Genomic DNA, 16,545 nt, shown 5'->3' on the forward strand with positions numbered 1-16,545 from the left:
CAGTTCGTCCACCAGGCCGGCCTGCCGTACCCGGCGCGGCAGCGGGGGCTCCGCACCGGGCGCGGGCAGGGCGGGCCGGCCGGACCCGCCCTCCGCGCGGACGGCGTCCGGCTCCGGCGGCGCCGCCGAGCGGGGCGCGGCGCGCCGTGCAGGTGAAGCGCGGTTGGGGATATATCTGTATTTAGTGCTCTTTACCCGTCATGTATCGCCCAGGCCCCGGATTCCCGACCGGGGCGGGCACGGTACGCCCCCCGGGGCCGTATGACCGCGCTCGTCGTCTGCCACTTCGTCCTGGCCGCCTGCGCGCGCCCGCTGGTACGAGCGCTGGGCAGGCGCGCCTTCATCGTGCTCGCGCTGCCACCGGCCGCCGCCACCGCGTGGGCTGCCACACAGTGGGACACCGCGGCGTCCGGCGGCTCGGTCACCTGGTCGTGGCAGTGGATGCCGGCGTACGACGTCACCGTCGATCTGCGGCTCGACGCACTCGCCGAACTGATGGTGCTGCTCGCGGCCGGAATCGGCACGCTCGTCCTGCTGTACTGCGCCTCGTACTTCACGGACGAGACCCCACAACTGGCCGGCTTCGCCGGGAACCTCCTGGCGTTCGCGGGAGCCATGCTCGCCCTGGTCCTCGCCGACGACCTGATCTCGCTCTATGTGTTCTGGGAACTGACCACGGTCTTCTCGTACCTGCTGATCGGGTACGACAGCGAGCAGAAACACAGCCGCCGCTCCGCGCTCCAGGCCCTCACCGTGACCACGCTCGGCGGCCTCGCGATGTTCGTCGGCTTCCTGATCATCGGTCAGTCGGCGGGCACCTACCGGATCTCCGCCATCCTCGCCGACCCGCCCCGGGTGAGTCTCGCCGTCTCGGTCGCCGTGGTGCTGATCCTGTGCGGGGCCCTGTCGAAGTCGGCGATCTGGCCGTTCAGTCTCTGGCTGCCGAACGCCATGGCCGCGCCCACACCCGTCAGCGCCTATCTGCACGCCGCCGCGATGGTGAAGGCCGGTGTCTACCTGGTTGCCCGGCTTGCGCCCGGCTTCGCCGACGTGCCGGTCTGGCGCCCCGTCGTGATCGTCCTCGGCGCCGCGACCATGCTGCTCGGCGGCTGGCGCGCGCTGCGCCTGAACGACCTCAAGATCGTCCTCGCCTACGGCACCGTCAGCCAGCTCGGCTTCCTCACCCTGCTCGCCGGGGTCGGCAACCGGGACGCGGCGCTGGCCGCCGCCGTCATGATCCTGGGCCACGCCCTGTTCAAGGCCCCGCTGTTCCTCGTCACCGGCATCGTCGACCACGCGGCCGGCACCCGGGATCTGCGCAAGCTCTCCGGCGTCGGCCGGGCGTTGCCGCACGTCTGCACGGTCGCGGTGCTGGCCGCGGCGTCCATGGCCGCGCTGCCCCCACTGCTCGGCTTCGCCGCGAAGGAGGCCGCGTTCGAGGCGCTGCTGCACGGAGACACCGCCGACCGTTGGGCGCTGGGCATCACGGTCGCGGGCTCGGCGCTGACCGTCGCGTACACCGTGCGGTTCGTCTGGGGCGCCTTCGCCCGCAAGCCCGGCGTAGAGGACACTCCGGTCCACCGGGTCGGCTGGGCGTTCCTCGCGTCGCCCGCGCTGCTCGCGGTCTGCGGGCTGGTGCTGGGGCCTGGCGTCGGATGGACCGACCGGCTGCTCAGTGCGTACGCGGACACGTTCCCCCCGTCCGCGCATCCCTACCATCTCGCGCTCTGGCACGGATTCGGGACCGCCCTCCTGCTCTCGGCCGTCGCCATGGCGGGCGGCGTGGTGCTCTTCGCCGCACGCACCACCGTGACCAGGCTGTCCCGGCGGATCGCCTGGCCGACCGCCGACAGCGTCTTCGGGCACCTGCTGCTCGACCTGGAACGGCTCTCCCTCCAGCTCACCGGCCTCGTCCAGCGCGGCTCGCTCTCCGTCTACCTCGCCACCACCCTGCTCGTGATGCTGGCCGGCCAGCTCACCGTCCTCGGAGTGGACCGGCCCTGGCACGGGGCGGCCGCCCCGAGGGTCTGGGACGTCCCGCTGCAGGGCGCCATCGCCGTGCTGACCTGCGCGGCCGCACTCCTCTGTCTCACCGTCAGCCGCCGGATGAAGGCCGTGGTCCTGGCCGGGCTGACCGGCTACGGCGCGGCGCTGCTCTTCGTCGTCCAGGGCGGTCCGGACCTGGCACTCACCCAGTTCTGCGTCGAGACCGTGTCGATGATCGTGTTCGTGCTGGTGCTGCGGCGGATGCCGGTGCACTTCCAGGAGTCGGTCAGTACCTGGCGGCGTGCCGTACGCATTCCGGTGGCGCTGGCCGCGGCGGCGACGCTCGGCGTGGTGGTGTGGGTCGCTGCGGCCGCCCGCAGGGCCGCCCCGGCGGGCGCGGCCATGGTGGAGGAGACCGCCCACCACGGCCTCAAGGACGTCGTGGCCACCATCCTGGTCGACCTGCGCGCCTGGGACACGATGGGGGAGTCCGCCGTGCTCGCCGCGGCGGCGATCGGGGTGACGAGCCTGATCTACCTGCACCGCCGCACCGAGGGATCGTCACTGCGGGAAGAGCTGCACGGGCGTACCGCGTGGTCGCTGACGGCCCCCGAGATGACGGGACTTCCGCACGGCGAAGAAGGAGCACCGGAGCGCAGCTGGCTGGCGGCCGGATCGACGCTCGCACCCGAGCACCGTTCGATCGTCTTCGAGGTCGTGGCCCGGCTGCTGTTCCACCCGATCCTGGTGCTCTCGCTCTATCTGCTGTTCTGTGCCGAGAACATGCCGGGCGGCGGCTTCGTCGGCGGGCTCGTCGCCGGGCTCGCCCTGATCACCCGCTACCTGGCCGGCGGCCGTTTCGAACTCGCCGAGGCCGCGCCGCTGCAGCCCGGACTCTTCACCGGCCTCGGCCTGTTCATCTCCACCGGCGTCGCCCTGCTCGGCCTCGCCGAGGGAACGGTCCTGCACGCCTGGACCCACCACGGCCGGCTGCCTCTGATCGGCGAGTACCACCTGGGCACCCCGGTCCTCTTCGACTTCGGCGTCTATCTGCTGGTCCTGGGCGTGGTGCTGGACATCGTGCGCGCCCTCGGCGCCAAGATCGACCGGCAGATCGAGCGAGCAGCGGTCGAAAAGGCAGCCGCGGCGAGCACCGCCACCCCACCGGGAACAGCACCCGGGACGGGGGGAATGCCCGGATGACGGTCAGCTTCTCGCTCCTGGGCACCGCCGCGGTGCTGTGCGCGGTCGGCGGCATCCTCATGCTCACCCGGCCCCTCACCCGCATCCTGCTCGGCGCGGTGATCGCGGGCAACGGCATCAATCTGCTCGTCCTCGCCGCGAGCGGATCGGCCGGCCGGGAACCGCTCCTCTACGGCGTCCCGCTGGGAAAGGTCACCGACCCCCTGCCGCAGGCCATCGCGCTCACCGCGATCGTCATCACCCTCGCCACCACGGCGTTCCTCCTCGCCATGGCCTACCGCAGCCACCAGCTGACCGGCACGGACGAGGTCCACGACGACCTGGAGGACCGGCGCATCGCGCTGCGCTCCGAGGTACTGGGGGAGCGGGACGAGCTGCGTGAGCGGTACCGGGCCGCCTCGGACGTCACGGACGAGGAACGCGCCCGGTACCGCGAGGAACGCCGACGCCTGAGGGCCAGGCTGCGCGCCGACCGCGCCCTGCAGGCCCGCGGCCGGTACGCCACCGGGGACCTCTGGCACGACGTACTGGGCGCGGACCCCGCGGACTACGCCCAGCAGCAGGACCACTCCGCCGACGCCGACCCCGGAGCCACTGGATGAACGCACTCGTCCCCCTGCCGGTGCTGCTGCCGCTCTGCGCCACCGGCCTGAGCCTCGCCTTCGGTACCCGGCTCAAACAGGTCCAACGCCTCATCAGCGTCGCCGTGCTCAGCGCCGTACTCGGACTCTCCCTCACCCTGATGATCGTCGCCGACACCCGCGGCCCGCTCTCCGTCCACCTCGGCGACTTCGCACCACCGCTCGGCATCACCCTGGTCGCCGACCGGCTGTCCGGGCTGATGCTGACCGTCTCCTCCGCCATCACGCTCTGCGTGCTGGTCTACTCCCTGGGCCAGGGCATGGCCGACCGGGACGAGGTAACACCCGTCGCGGTCTACCACCCCGCGTATCTGATCCTGGTAGCCGGGGTCTCCTGCACCTTCCTCGCCGGTGACCTCGTCAACCTCTACGTCGGCTTCGAGATCATGCTGGTCGCCAGCTTCGTACTGCTCACCCTCGGCGGCACCGGACCCCGCGTCCGCGCAGGCTCCACCTACGTGATCATCTCGCTGTTCTCGTCGATGCTGTTCCTCACCGCCATCGCCATGACATACGCGGCGACCGGCACCGCCAACTTCGCCCAACTGGCCGGACGGCTCGCCGAACTCCCGCTCGGGGTACAGACCCTGATTCAGGCGATGCTGCTCACCGTCTTCGCCATCAAGGCCGCCGTCTTCCCTCTCGCCGCCTGGCTCCCCGACTCGTATCCGACCGCGCCCGCACCCGTCACCGCGGTCTTCGCCGGTCTGCTCACCAAGGTCGGTGTCTACTCCATGCTGCGTACGGAGACTCTGCTCTTCCCCGGCAACCGGCTCGGCGACCTGCTGATGGCCGCCGCACTCGCCTCGATGGTCGTCGGCATCCTCGGAGCCGTCGCCCAGACCGACCTGAAACGGCTGCTCTCCTTCACCCTCATCAGCCACATCGGCTACATGGTCTTCGGTATCGGCCTCGCCACCCGGGACGCGTACGGCGGCGCGATCGTCTACGTCGCCCACCACATCACCGTCCAGACCACGCTCTTCCTGGTGACAGGGCTGATGGAACGCCGCACCGGCACCACCGAACTCACCCGGATCGGCGGACTGGCCAAGGCCGCCCCGCTGCTCGCCGTCCTCTTCCTCGTACCCGCCATGAACCTGGCCGGCATTCCGCCGCTGTCCGGATTCATCGGCAAACTCGGGCTGATGCGGGCCGGTGTCGCCGACGGCAGCGTCTGGGCGTGGATCCTCGTCATCGGGTCGGCCGTGACCAGTCTCCTCACGCTGTACGTGATGGCCAAGGTCTGGAACCTGGCGTTCTGGCGGGCCGCGCCCCCCGGGCAGGCCGCGTACGGCACCGTCCTGGAGTCCGACTCCGACGAGGACGACAACGACGCCGACGAGGGCCCCGACCACATCCCGGGCAGCGGCGACGAACCGGTCCGCCCCCGCCATCAGCCCGCCGGGCGCGCGGTCGCGGCCACCCTGCACGGACACGCCGTCACCACCACCACGAAACTGCCGCGGCCGATGACCGCGGCCACCGCCGCAGCCGTCGCCCTCGGACTCGCCTTCACCGTGTTCGCCGGACCGCTGACCTCCTACACCGACCGCACGGCCGCCGAACTCCTCGCACGCGCCCCCTACGTCGAGGCGGTGCTCGGCCGGTGAAACGCCTGATCAAGCCGTCCTTCCGGAACAAGGACCTGCCGCCCTTCAGCTGTGAGTTCGGCGGGCGGGGACGTGTGCTCGACCTTCCGCTGATCGCCTGGCTCACCCTCATCTGGGTGCTGCTGTGGTCCAGCCTCAACTGGGCCAACGTACTGACCGGTGTGCTCGTCGCGGTCGCCGTCTGCCTCGCCTTCCCGCTGCCCCGGGTCGACCTCGGGCTCCGCCTGCACCCATGGGGCATCCTGATGCTCGCCGGCTATCTGCTCTACGACATGTACACCTCGGGTGTACGGGTCACCCGGCAGATCTTCGTCGGCCATCCGCACCGGGCCGCCGTCATCGCCGTACCGCTGCGCTGCCGCTCCGACCTGATGCTCGCGGCCACCGCCGTCGCCGTGTCGAATGTGCCCGGCGGATCGGTCGTCGAAGTGCGCCGCGCCACGGCCACCGTCTTCCTGCATGTCCTCGACGCGGACAGACCTGCCGCACTCGACGCGGCGCGGCACTCCGTCTGGCGGCTCGAGGAGCTGACCGTACGGGCCTTCGGCACCCCCGACGAGATCGCCCGCGTCGCCGAACCACCGCCACCGATCAGGCACGACAGGAGGGACGGCACATGAGCGTGCCGGAGTCCGTCGACCGGGTGCTGCTCACCGCTGCCGTCGTCGTGATCACCATTGCCGGAGCGGGGCTCCTCACCCGGATCTGGCGAGGCCCCTCCATGCTGGACCGGGCCATCTCGTTGGATGTGTGCGCCGCCCTCATCATCGCGGGTCTCGGCGCCAAGTCCGCCTTCGCGCGCGACCCGTTCTACTTCCCGATCATGCTCGTACTGGCCTTTCTCGGGTTCACGGGGTCGGTCGGCATCGCCCGCTTCATCGCCGTACGAGACCGGCCGGCGCTGCGGCGAGGTGCGGACGGAACCGAAAGCAGCGACGGACGCGACGGCAACGACGGACGCGAGGGGGAAGCCCGGTGAGTGTCTGGCTCCAGATCCTCGACATGGCCGGCGCGGTGCTGGTCTTCATCGGCGCGGCCATCTGCCTGCTCGGTGTGATCGGAATGCTGCGGCTGCCGGACGTGCTGTCCCGCAGCCATGCCGCCACCAAACCGCAGACGCTCGGCATGCTCCTGGTCCTCGCCGGGGTGGCTCTGCGGCTGCGCAGCGGCATGGATCTCGCGACCCTCGCGCTGATCGGCTTCTTCCAGCTGATGACCGGCCCGGTCGCCGCCCACCTGGTGGCGCGATCCGCCTACCGGACCGGCCAGACCGGCCACAGCGAGCTGCTCTTCGACGAGTTGGACGAGCAGCTGACCGAGGAACGCTGACCCTCTCCCGCTGTCAGCAGTCCTGGCGCGCCGCGCTCCGGCCGAGAGGGGGCGCGGTCGGTACGGGTGACAGCGGGGCGGTCCGGCGTCCTGAACGTGAGGCGGGGTGACGGTCAGTCCGTCGGGGTTCGCGCGGCCCGGCGGGTGTACTGGTCCGGGGAGATGCCCACGGTGGCGGTGAAGTCACGGACGAGGTGGGACTGGTCGCTGTAACCGAGTTCGGTGGCCAGTTCCGCCCAGTCGACGGACGCCCGGCGCATGGCCGCCTCCGCGGCTTCGTGGATCCGGCACCGGTTGATGACCCACTTGGGGCTGAGGCCCACATGATCGGCGAACAGCCGTTGCAGCTTACGCGTGTTCATTCCCAGCCGATCGGCGAGATCGCCGACTCTGGTCAGCGACCTGTCGGCGACGATGAGGCCGAGAACGGCGTTCAACGGCCCGGTCGCGGGCAGCGGTTGTGCGTCCAGGGAACGGAGAAGGTTCTCGACGACGGCCGTCGACCCGTTCACGTCGTCGGCCCCGGCCAGCACACGCGCCGTGTCGTCGGCCTTTGCCCCGAACACGGTCGACGCCGCGAACCGCTGCCCGGCTACGGCGGACACCCGGCCACGCAGGAAGGGCCGGAATCCCGCGGGCCGGAATTTGACGCCGAAGACCTGGCCACGGCGCTCCAGCCGTCGCACGAACTCGTGCGGCGAAATGGCCTCGATCGTGGCGGCACCGGCCTCGAAGACCAGATGTACGGCAGCGTGCGGGATCACGCGCTGTTCGTAGGACTCCCCGTCCGGCATGTCCCAGCGAACGACCCAGTAGCAGTCGACCGCCCAGGCCAGGTCGGGCGAGGGCAGGTGCCGGGTCAGCTCGAAGTGCTCGAATCCGGTGCGGGGGTCGACGATGCCGCGGGTGTCCTGATCGGTCGGCCGAGTCACGGAACCATGCTAACGAGGCCGTGTGTCGTGTTTCTTCAAGACTGCGTCAACAGCACCGCCTAGGCTCCGTCCATGAGCGAAGTCGATCTTCTTGCGGGTGTGCTGTCCAAGACCGGCGACGTCATCGAGGGGGTCGGAGCGGACCAGTTGAGCCTTCCGACGCCGTGCGACGACTACGACGTCGAGGCTCTTGTCAATCACATCGTCGGGTGGCTCCTCGTATTCGAGGCCGGCGCCCAGGGCCGGTCCAACGACGCCGACGCGGCAAACCACAGATGCGGTGCCGACCCCGCCCGCGAGTTCCGCGCTGCCGCGGCCGGCGTCGTCGAGGGCTGGGAGAAGCACGGCTTCGACCGTCAGGTCACCGTCACGGGCGGCAAAATGCCGGGCGAAGCGGTGTTCAGCATGACCCTCATGGAGTACCTGACCCACGGCTGGGACCTGGCGGTCGCCACCGGGCAGCCGATTCCCTACACCGACCGGGAAGCGGCAGAAACCCTCGCCCGCGCGGAGGCCACCCTGCCGCCGCAGTACCGGGGCGAGAACCTGCCCTTCGGCCAGATCGTTCCGGTCGACGCGGACGCGTCGGCCGTGGACCGGCTCGTGGCATTCCTCGGACGCCGGCCGGTGCCGACAACGGCGCGGTAGCCGCTCTTTGGACACGGCCCATGGCCGTGCGGCAGCGGAACGGCCCGGCCCGGTCCGGCCGGGCATGCCCTGCGGCTACCGACGGCAATTCGCGCGTATCGGCTTGCAGATCGGTGCCGCTATCGGCGATTCATGACGCCGGGCCCGTCATCCCCGCCCCACGTACTGCTCCATGATGTGCAACACCGCTGCCCCGACCGGTTTCTCCCACGTGCGGGCGGTGCCCGCGACTAGCCTCCGAACATGCTGCGTATCGCCGACACCCGCACCGGTCACCTCGCGGAGATCCCCGCCGCACCCCGCCGCCTGCTGCGCAGCTGCGTCCATATGCCGGCCATCGGCACCGGGGCCGGTCCGACGTACCTGCGTGTGCCGCTGGTCGGTGACGTACTGGCGCGCACAGCGGAGCTGAACGGCCTGCAGGTCGTCACGGTCCTCACCACCCCGGACCTGACGCCAGATCAGGCCCGCGCGCTCGACCGCGTCCTGGCGGTGCTCGGCATCCATCCGCCCGTTGTCGTCGCAGGCCACCATTCGGACCGGGCACTCGGCGGCCCCGCCGACGTACACGTGGTCGCCCAGGGCACCGACACGGACGACGCCATGGGCGGGGTCCGGATCGATGTGGGGCAGGTCAGCACGGCGCCTCTGGACGAAGGCGTTCCCGACCCCGGCCACCTTCTCTCGCCGGATCTTCCGGACGTACTCGTACCGGAGGTCGCCGATCCACTGGCCGTGCGCCTTCTGTTGCTCGGCCGCCCCTACGGCACACCTGTCACGGTCACCGGTGGAGCGCTGGCCGACGCCCGGCGCACACTGCGGCAGTGGCGTCAGCAGGTGGCCGACTGGGCGCAGGAGCCGTCCAGGCCGATCCCCGCCGACCTGCTGCGACAGTCGCATGCGGCGCTCGTCGACGACCTCGGCGTCGACGCCGTACTGGATCTGCTGGCCGACGTCGCGGGACGGTCCGATGTGCCGGCCGGTGCCAAGTTCGAGACCTTCGCCCATCTCGACCGCGTCCTCGGTCTGGACCTCGTCCGCGACGTCGGCCACCAGAACCGCCCGGAACGGCCGACGGCCCCGTGAGCAGGCGCAGTGCCTGGACCGGGAAAGTGTGGCGACGGGGTCGCACAGTGCCCTTGCGGGCTCGTTCGTCACGGCGGACATGGCGATCCTCCGGGTCGCCTTCTTCTACGGTGCGTGTGACGGCACGGCGTTCGGCGTCGGTGCGGTGGATGTCGCGTCCGACTGGGCCCGTACCCTCACGTGTCTGCCGACGAGGCATCCGCGACGGCCGGTTGACCGTGCCCCGGCGACACCCAGGTCGGCAGCAGACGTCGTCGCCCGTCGCCCTCCTGGGGGCACCACCGGCACCTTCCTTTCCCGCTCCGCCGCAGCGCCTTGCTCGTACGATCTGCGCCGGGCCCGGCAGATTCCACTGTGTCGTCGTCGAGTTCGGCCAGAACCTGGAGGGCGTCCGCGTCTGCAGCGACCGGTGCGACAGGCGTGGGAGTTTCGCTCGCCATCTCGCTGCCCCGCCCGCGTTGCGCTCAGAGACCGTTGCGCGAGGGTCCGGCGGAGGATGAGTTCGCCATTCCGCCACGATCTTGCCCAAAGCCCTTCTAAGATCGCGGGCATGGCGGTTCTCCGCATCTCTATGTACTCCCCCACGAGCAGGGCGTCAGGCCCTTCTGAACGCTGAGAGCAGGAGATGACATCTACGAATGAACAAGCGAAGGGAGCCGCGCCCGAGCCGCGTCGGCGGCGGCCGGGCGTGCTCGGTCGCCGCACCGTTGGCTGCGTGGCCGCGCTCGCCTTGGGAATCGGTAGTGGCTCGTTAGCCATGGCGCCTGCGGCTTACTCGCAGGCGGAGGAGGGGTCGGTGACGGTCCGGGTGATCCGGGCCGTGGACACCAGCGGCGTGTGGACGCCTGCCCTGGAACCGGGTATCGCGGGCGTCAAGGTGACCCTCACCGACGACGCCGGGACGGGCATCGAGGGGGTTACGGCGGCCGACGGCACCGTGACGCTGACTCCGGCGGCGGGTGAGACCACCAGCGGCAAGTACCGTGTGCAGGTGGTGAATCCGAAGCCGGGTGTGCTGTTCCCGGCCTTCGCCTCGCGCCAGGGACTGGACGGTGCGCCCAACCAGTTGAGCAGCAATGAGGAGTTCGTCGACCTCTCCGGCGATAAGAGCGTGGCGTACACCACCGGGCTGTGGAGTCCGGGTGACTACTGCCAGAAGAACGCACCGCTGATGACGACCTGTCAGCCCACCACGCGCGAGGGCGCGGCTCAGCGCACGCTGGTCTCCTTCCCGTACGACGCACGCGGCCAGGACGGCGTCGACGTCAACGTCACGAACATCGCCACCAACGCCGACACCGGCACACTGTTCGGCATCGCGTGGAACAAGGCCGACAAGCGGGTGTTCTCCTCGGCGGTGGCCAAGCGCACCACGGACTACGGTCCGGGTGGCGCCGGGGGCATCTACGTGACCGATCGCGCGCAGAAGAAGACCACCCTGTTCACCGTCGTCCCGGACGCGGGGACGACGGCGCACGGCTCGGGTACTGACGACGCCTTCCTTGCCGTACCGGGCAAGGAGAGCCTGGGCGGCATCAAGATCACCGATGACGGCAAGAACCTGTTCGTCGTCAACCTCAACAACCGCAAGCTCTACCGCTACGACGCCACGGTGGCGACCGCGGCGGCGCCGAAGGCCGTCTACGCGATCCCGGACCCGGGCTGTCCGGCGGCGGTGGACTGGCGCCCCTTCGGCCTGGGGATGCAGGACGGCACCGGCTTCCTCGGCGGGGTCTGCTCGGGTGAGTCCACCGGGAAGGTCTCGGACCTGCGCGCGGTGGTTCTGCCCTTCGACCTGGGCACCGGCGCCTTCCAGAAGGCCGTGCTGAACCAGCCGCTGGACTACCCGCGCGGCTCGACGGTCGGCGCCGGCCCGTGCGACGGCGCGGGCTGGTTCCCGTGGACGAGCACCTACCCGGACTCGCAGAACGGCCGGCCGTGTGGCAACTCCACCATCGCCAAACCCGAACCGGAGTTGGGTGAGATCGCCTTCGAGACAGACGGCTCGATGCTGCTGGCCTTCCGCGACCGCTTCGGCGACCGCGCGCCAGCCGGTCCCGCGCCGAACTCCGCCGCCATCGTCATGTCGGGCGGTGACCTGAACAAGGCCTGCCCGGCGGACGGCATGTATGTGATGGACACCAACAACGGCTGCGGGCTGTCCCCTCGGGGCACCCGTTTCTTCGACACCAGCTGGGGTGGTCACCGCAACACGGCGTTCGCCGGCATGACGCTCTCCAAGGCCGAGAACACCATCGCGACCTCCGCTTTCGACCCCAACCACACCGCCCTCGGGTACGGCACGTCGTTCCTCCAGCGCGATGGCACGCAGGACCCGAAGTTCGGCCTGCGCCTCAACCCGCCCGGGGCCGTGGCCCCGTTCGGCAAGGGCGCCTCGATGGGTGACCTGGAGGTGCTCTGCGACCAGGCCCCGCTGCAGATCGGCAACCGGGTCTGGTACGACCCCGAGCGCAAGGGCATCCAGAACCCGGGCCAGCGCCCGGTCGTGGGCGCGACCGTCCACCTCTACGACGAGTCGGGCAAGCAGGTCGGCACGACCAAGACGTCAGAGCGTGGTGAGTACTACTTCGACGACTCCAACGTCACCGGCGGTCTCAAACCGACGACCAAGTACACCATCCGGCTCGACAACCCGGCCGACTACGCCAAGGGCGGCCCGCTCCACCAGTGGGTGCCCACCGACGCGGATGTCGGCGACAACCATTTCATCGACTCCAAGGGCATCGTCCCGTCCGGCGCGAAGTACCCGGAACGGGCGCTGACCACCGGCGGGCCCGGGGAGAATGACCACACCTACGACTTCGGCTTCCGGCAACAGGAAGGCGCGCTGCGCCTGGTCAAGCACGACCAGGACGGCAAGCCGCTGGCGAAGGCGAAGTTCCAGCTGTGGAAGGAGACGAATGGTTCCGACGGCTTGCAGGCCACCGGGACGGAGCCTGACACGCCGGTCGACAAGCCCTGCCTGACCGGGACCGACGGCATCTGCCAGGGCGCCGGCGCGCCGGGGACGTACTACTGGCAGGAGGTCAGCCCGCCCGAAGGGTACGCCGTACCCGACGTGGCGGTGTTCGGGCCGCTGGTACTGACCTCCGACAACCTCGACGAGGGGGTCTCGGTGACCGCGGTCAACGAGCGGCTGCCCGGCCCCACTCCGACGCCGACGCCGACACCGACGACGCCGGCACCGGGCAAACCGGGTTCGCCGGGGGCTCCAGGTGAACCGGGTGCACCGGGCCACGAGTCCAACTCGGGCCTGGCGTCCACCGGCATGAGCCAGGCGGTTCTGCTGGCCCTGGCCGGCTGCGCCGCGCTCACCGCCCTCGGCGGGGCTCTGGTCGTACTGATGCGCAGGCGAAGGGCACAGCACCGCTAGCCCCGAAGCGGGGCGACCGGCACCGGTGACCCTCCGGGCCGGACCGGGCGGGTTCGCGGACCAGCGGTCCGCGAACCCGCCCTCCTGTGTGACCGACCGACGAGAGAAGGCGACCGCATGGCTCGGAAGAGAGAGACCGACGGCCGTACGCCGCGTCGGGCCCTCTGGTTGAGAACACTGATCGCGATCACGGCGTGCGGTGTCGCAGTGGGCGGCCTGGCCGCCTACCGGACCTTCTCCGACGACACCGCCACCGAGCGGCCGGTGACGACGGAGGAGGCGTCCAGGCTGGCGCTGTCGCGGCTGAATCTGTACCAGGCCAGTCCCGTGGCGGTGACCCTCACGGCCACCGAGGGCGGCGGAGTGGTGGTGCGGGTCAAGGGGGTCGTGGACTACCGAACCCACCGGGCCGTGGGGAGCTACCAGGTCACCGGGGCCTCCGGTTCCTCCGGGACCTCCGGACCCGCCACCGGGCAGCTCGACCACGGGCTGATCGTCTGGGACACCGGCGGCCTCGGCCTGGCCCCCGCGCCCAAGGGAGACAACAGCCCGGCCTGGCAACAGGCCGAGCACATCCCGCGCTCGGGCTGGTCCGCGCGCTCCTACACGACCGATCCCCTGGACGCCGGGCTGCAGTTGCTGGTCGGGCTGGGCGCGGACCGCCCCGACAACCCGCTGTTGCTCGCACAGTCCGGAGCTCGCTGGCTGGGTCGCGACCGCGTCGACGGCCGCAGCTACGACCGGTTCGCCGGGCCGCGCGCCCAGGGCGTCATGCCCAGTGCGGGGCCCGACGGCGGACGGTCGCCGCTGACGTACTGGATCGACGGTGACGGCGGCCTGCTGCGGGTGACGATGCGGATGTCGGGCCTGGGGACTCCCACCACCGTGGAGTTCTCCGGACGCGACGGCCGCGCGAAGCTCCCCGAGGCGCCGTGGGCCACCGGCTGACATCTCCGTGCCGATGCGCCCCGGCTTCCGCGGTTGCCGACGGCCTCCCCAACTCGCCCTCCAGGGCGACATGGTGAACGGGGGCCGAGTCCACCGGAGCATCGTGCTCAGTGCGAGCGCGGCACGGCGTCCGCCTCCTTCGGAAGCGGGTACGCGGCCGTGTCGACGGCCCCCGGCAGGCCGGTCGCCGGGCGGCCCGGGGCCGTCGGGTCCGGCATGGACGGCTGGGCGGGCGGGGCCGGCACCTTGTTGAACGGGACGCCGGGCGGCGCCTGCACCGGAGTCGTCCGGCCGCCGGGCAGCGCTCCCCGACCGCGGGTGCCGCAGCCTGCGCGGCCCTCCAGGCGGTCCGGGCTCTGGGTGGCGGGACGGTTGTCCGCGAAACAGTTGCCGGGGTCGGCTGAGGCCAGCACGAGGTCGGTGCCGTTGCCGGTGGCGCGGTTGCCCTCGACGCGGTTGCCGCTCGCCGGATGCCCCGGCGGGTCGGTGACGACCACCCCGGCCGCCCGGTTGCCCCGGACCAGATTGCGCTGGATGCGGTTCCCGGTGCCACCGCCGATGCCGATGCCGATGCCGAAGCCTCCGTCCGCCTGCTCGGGCGTGTCGGCGGCGTTGTTGTCGGCGACCACATTGCCCGCGATCAGCGCGCGGCGCTGCGGGGCGAGGGCCTCCAGGTCATTGGAGTTGACCGTGACGCCGACCCGGTTGCGGACGACGCGGTTGCCCAGCACCGACAGGTCGTCCGAGGCATTGGTCAGTTCGATGCCGACCGCGTTGCGCTCCACGGTGTTGCCGCGGACGACGGTGTTGCAGGGCTTGCACTGGCCGACGTAGATGCCGGAGTCGGCGTGCCCGGAGGCGTAGGAGTCCTCGATCACGCCGTCGCGCGCGTCAAAGGCGTAGATGCCGTACAGACCGTTGTTGTACGACGTCACCCGGGTCGCGCGGAAGCCCCGGACGGGAGGGAAGCGGGTGGTGTCCAGCGGGTCGTAGGCGGAGCCGCCGGCGCCGCGCTGCTGCAACCGCTCGTCGGTGACGCCGGTGAACAGCACGCCGTTGGCGAGGTAGCCGTGCACGGTGAGGTTCTCGACCACCGAGCCGGCGCCGGTCACGGTGATGCCGTTGGCCAGACGCACACCGCCGTCGAAGACCACCTTGTTGCGGTCCGCTCCGCGCAGCACCACGCGGGGCTTGGTGACGCGCACGCTCTCCCGGTACACGCCCGGGCCGATCAGCACCGTCTCGCCCTCACGAGCGGCGTCCACCGCCTGCTGCACCGAGGAGAAGTCCTGCGGAACGCGCAGCACGCTCCCCGCCGGATGCCGCGCATCGGCGGACGTCGACTTCGTTGTGGAGCACCCGGTGGCCGCCATCGCGACCGAGACGACCAGCACCGACAGACGCAGCGCCGACCGGAACACCGCCGCCGGGACTGCCGAACGCGTCAACGGGCCTTCTCCAGACAGGATTTGCATGGCAGTTGTTTTATCGTCTCCAATAGGCGTATGCCCACCGAACAGGGAAATGCGCAGGATTCATCCCGACCCGCGGCAACCCATCTCGGGCGGCGCCGGGCACTGCTCGCCGGCGGAGCGGTGCTCGCCGCCGGGATCGGCGCGGCGGCCGATGAACTGGCGAGAGACGGCCGGACAGCCGTCCGTGCCACCGCCGGCGCCCCGCCGGCCGAGGCCGCGATTCCCTTCCACGGCGCCCGCCAGGCGGGTGTCACGGCGCCCCAGCAACCGGCGACGCACCTGCTCTCCTTCGACCTCCCGCAGACCTCCGCCGCCACCGACCGGAAGACCCTGCGCAGCGTCCTCGACGCGCTGACCCGCACGCTCGCCACCGCAGCCTCCGACGCTCCGCTGGACCCGCGACTCCGGGGCGGCGGCGCGACCCGGCTCACCTCCCTGGTCGGTATCGGCCCCGCCCTCGCCACCCGCCTCGGCCTCAACGTCCCCGATTCTCTTGGCGAGTTGCCGCCCTTCCCCGGTGACCGTCTCGACCCGCACCGCAGCAACGGCGATATCCTGGTCCAACTGTGCGCAGCCGACCGCTGGACCCTCACCATCGTCGCCGAACTCGCCGACAGGGCCGCGCACGCCGCCGGCGCCGTACCGCGCTGGACCCAGTCCGGCTTCCTGCCCCACACGGCGCCGGGCACCACCCCGCGCAACTTGTTCGGCTCCAAGGACGGCACCGCCAACCCCGATCACGCGGCGGCCGAGAAGTGGGTCTGGGGCCAACCCGGAGCCCACCGGAACGGCACCGTTCTGGTCTACCGCAGGATCCACATGGACGTCGCCGGTTTCGCGGCCCTTCCCGAAGGCCGGCGCGACGGGGTGATAGGCCGCCGCGCCCGCGACGGCGTCCCCCTCAGCGGCACCGCCGAGCATGACGAGCCGGACATCTACGCCAAGAACCCCGACGGTTCCTACGTCATCCCGGCCACCGCCCACGTGCGTCTTGCCAGCCCCCGCTTCGACGGCGGCGCCCGTATGCTCCGCCGCAGCTACAGCTACGACGACGGCCCGACCGACCGCGGCCTTCTCTTCTGCGCCTTCATGCGCGACCCCGCCCAGTTCACCCGCGTCCAGGACCGCCTGGCCGCCCGCGACGCCCTCGGCCCGTTCCTCCAACACCGCGCCTCGGCCGTGGCCTACGTCCTGCCCGGCACCGCACCCACCGGGACTTTCGGCGAACAGCTCTGGACATGAGTTCGTCCCACTCCCTCCTCCCCACCACGACCACCGGCCCGAAGCGGC

Annotated in this window: 13 protein-coding genes; 11 read left to right on the forward strand and 2 right to left on the reverse strand. The window is 71.0% G+C overall.

Annotation, left to right across the window (positions count from 1 at the left end; all coding sequences use genetic code 11):
• Positions 1–261: 261 nt before the first annotated feature.
• From IEZ15_RS08655 to mnhG, 6 genes are read left to right on the forward strand one after another with little or no spacing between them, the layout of a single operon-like run.
• Positions 262–3,189, forward strand: coding sequence for a Na+/H+ antiporter subunit A (locus IEZ15_RS08655; protein WP_189275530.1), 2,928 nt, complete (start codon positions 262–264; stop codon positions 3,187–3,189).
• Complete coding sequence (locus tag IEZ15_RS08660; protein WP_114247196.1) at positions 3,186–3,791, forward strand: Na(+)/H(+) antiporter subunit C; 606 nt, start codon at positions 3,186–3,188, stop codon at positions 3,789–3,791. The genes IEZ15_RS08655 and IEZ15_RS08660 overlap by 4 nt, the downstream gene beginning before the upstream one ends.
• The gene (locus IEZ15_RS08665) at positions 3,788–5,443 is read left to right on the forward strand and encodes a Na+/H+ antiporter subunit D (RefSeq protein ID WP_114247197.1); all 1,656 of its coding nucleotides are present in this window, start codon (positions 3,788–3,790) and stop codon (positions 5,441–5,443) included. The genes IEZ15_RS08660 and IEZ15_RS08665 overlap by 4 nt, the downstream gene beginning before the upstream one ends.
• Positions 5,440–6,063 (forward strand): Na+/H+ antiporter subunit E, encoded by a 624-nt coding sequence (locus tag IEZ15_RS08670; RefSeq protein ID WP_189275531.1) that lies wholly within the window; start codon positions 5,440–5,442, stop codon positions 6,061–6,063. The genes IEZ15_RS08665 and IEZ15_RS08670 overlap by 4 nt, the downstream gene beginning before the upstream one ends.
• Entirely contained in the window at positions 6,060–6,422 is a 363-nt protein-coding gene (locus tag IEZ15_RS08675) for an MrpF/PhaF family protein (RefSeq protein ID WP_189275533.1), read from the forward strand. Before IEZ15_RS08670 ends, IEZ15_RS08675 begins: the two co-directional genes overlap by 4 nt.
• Positions 6,419–6,772, forward strand: coding sequence for a monovalent cation/H(+) antiporter subunit G (gene mnhG, locus IEZ15_RS08680; protein ID WP_114247200.1), 354 nt, complete (start codon positions 6,419–6,421; stop codon positions 6,770–6,772). Before IEZ15_RS08675 ends, mnhG begins: the two co-directional genes overlap by 4 nt.
• Positions 6,773–6,885: 113 nt before the next feature.
• On the opposite strand, the gene IEZ15_RS08685 is transcribed toward mnhG, so the two are convergent.
• Positions 6,886–7,704, reverse strand: coding sequence for an AraC family transcriptional regulator (locus tag IEZ15_RS08685; RefSeq protein ID WP_189275535.1), 819 nt, complete (start codon positions 7,702–7,704; stop codon positions 6,886–6,888).
• 72 nt (positions 7,705–7,776) lie between these two features.
• On the opposite strand from IEZ15_RS08685, the gene IEZ15_RS08690 reads away from it, so the two are divergent.
• The 4 genes from IEZ15_RS08690 (at position 7,777) to IEZ15_RS08705 (ending at position 13,780) form a co-directional block, all read left to right on the forward strand.
• Positions 7,777–8,352 carry a TIGR03086 family metal-binding protein gene (locus IEZ15_RS08690; RefSeq protein ID WP_189275537.1) on the forward strand — a complete coding sequence of 192 codons (576 nt, stop codon included), beginning with the start codon at positions 7,777–7,779 and terminating at the stop codon, positions 8,350–8,352.
• Between the two features lie 243 nt (positions 8,353–8,595).
• Complete coding sequence (locus tag IEZ15_RS08695; protein WP_189275539.1) at positions 8,596–9,438, forward strand: hypothetical protein; 843 nt, start codon at positions 8,596–8,598, stop codon at positions 9,436–9,438.
• Positions 9,439–10,234: 796 nt separating this feature from the next.
• Positions 10,235–12,832, forward strand: a complete 2,598-nt coding sequence (locus tag IEZ15_RS08700) for an SdrD B-like domain-containing protein (RefSeq protein WP_229845801.1) — start codon at positions 10,235–10,237, stop codon at positions 12,830–12,832.
• Between the two features lie 117 nt (positions 12,833–12,949).
• Positions 12,950–13,780 (forward strand): hypothetical protein, encoded by an 831-nt coding sequence (locus IEZ15_RS08705; RefSeq protein WP_189275543.1) that lies wholly within the window; start codon positions 12,950–12,952, stop codon positions 13,778–13,780.
• 107 nt (positions 13,781–13,887) lie between these two features.
• Here the strand turns inward: IEZ15_RS08705 and IEZ15_RS08710 are convergent, their stop codons facing one another.
• Positions 13,888–15,255, reverse strand: a complete 1,368-nt coding sequence (locus IEZ15_RS08710; RefSeq protein WP_229845802.1) for a right-handed parallel beta-helix repeat-containing protein — start codon at positions 15,253–15,255, stop codon at positions 13,888–13,890.
• 30 nt (positions 15,256–15,285) lie between these two features.
• On the opposite strand from IEZ15_RS08710, the gene IEZ15_RS08715 reads away from it, so the two are divergent.
• The gene (locus IEZ15_RS08715) at positions 15,286–16,497 is read left to right on the forward strand and encodes a Dyp-type peroxidase (protein ID WP_189275545.1); all 1,212 of its coding nucleotides are present in this window, start codon (positions 15,286–15,288) and stop codon (positions 16,495–16,497) included.
• Positions 16,498–16,545: the final 48 nt, after the last annotated feature.

The organism is Streptomyces atratus, assembly GCF_014648655.1.
Taxonomy (GTDB): Bacteria; Actinomycetota; Actinomycetes; order Streptomycetales; family Streptomycetaceae; genus Streptomyces; species Streptomyces atratus.

Bases quoted from the DNA above. Each gene is read 5' to 3' on its own strand.
- IEZ15_RS08655 (WP_189275530.1), top strand. From the start codon at position 262: ATGACCGCGCTCGTCGTCTGCCACTTCGTCCTGGCCGCCTGCGCGCGC.
- IEZ15_RS08660 (WP_114247196.1), top strand. From the start codon at position 3,186: ATGACGGTCAGCTTCTCGCTCCTGGGCACCGCCGCGGTGCTGTGCGCG.
- IEZ15_RS08665 (WP_114247197.1), top strand. From the start codon at position 3,788: ATGAACGCACTCGTCCCCCTGCCGGTGCTGCTGCCGCTCTGCGCCACC.
- IEZ15_RS08675 (WP_189275533.1), top strand. From the start codon at position 6,060: ATGAGCGTGCCGGAGTCCGTCGACCGGGTGCTGCTCACCGCTGCCGTC.
- IEZ15_RS08690 (WP_189275537.1), top strand. From the start codon at position 7,777: ATGAGCGAAGTCGATCTTCTTGCGGGTGTGCTGTCCAAGACCGGCGAC.
- IEZ15_RS08695 (WP_189275539.1), top strand. From the start codon at position 8,596: ATGCTGCGTATCGCCGACACCCGCACCGGTCACCTCGCGGAGATCCCC.
- IEZ15_RS08705 (WP_189275543.1), top strand. From the start codon at position 12,950: ATGGCTCGGAAGAGAGAGACCGACGGCCGTACGCCGCGTCGGGCCCTC.
- IEZ15_RS08710 (WP_229845802.1), bottom strand. From the start codon at position 15,255: ATGCAAATCCTGTCTGGAGAAGGCCCGTTGACGCGTTCGGCAGTCCCG.
- IEZ15_RS08715 (WP_189275545.1), top strand. From the start codon at position 15,286: ATGCCCACCGAACAGGGAAATGCGCAGGATTCATCCCGACCCGCGGCA.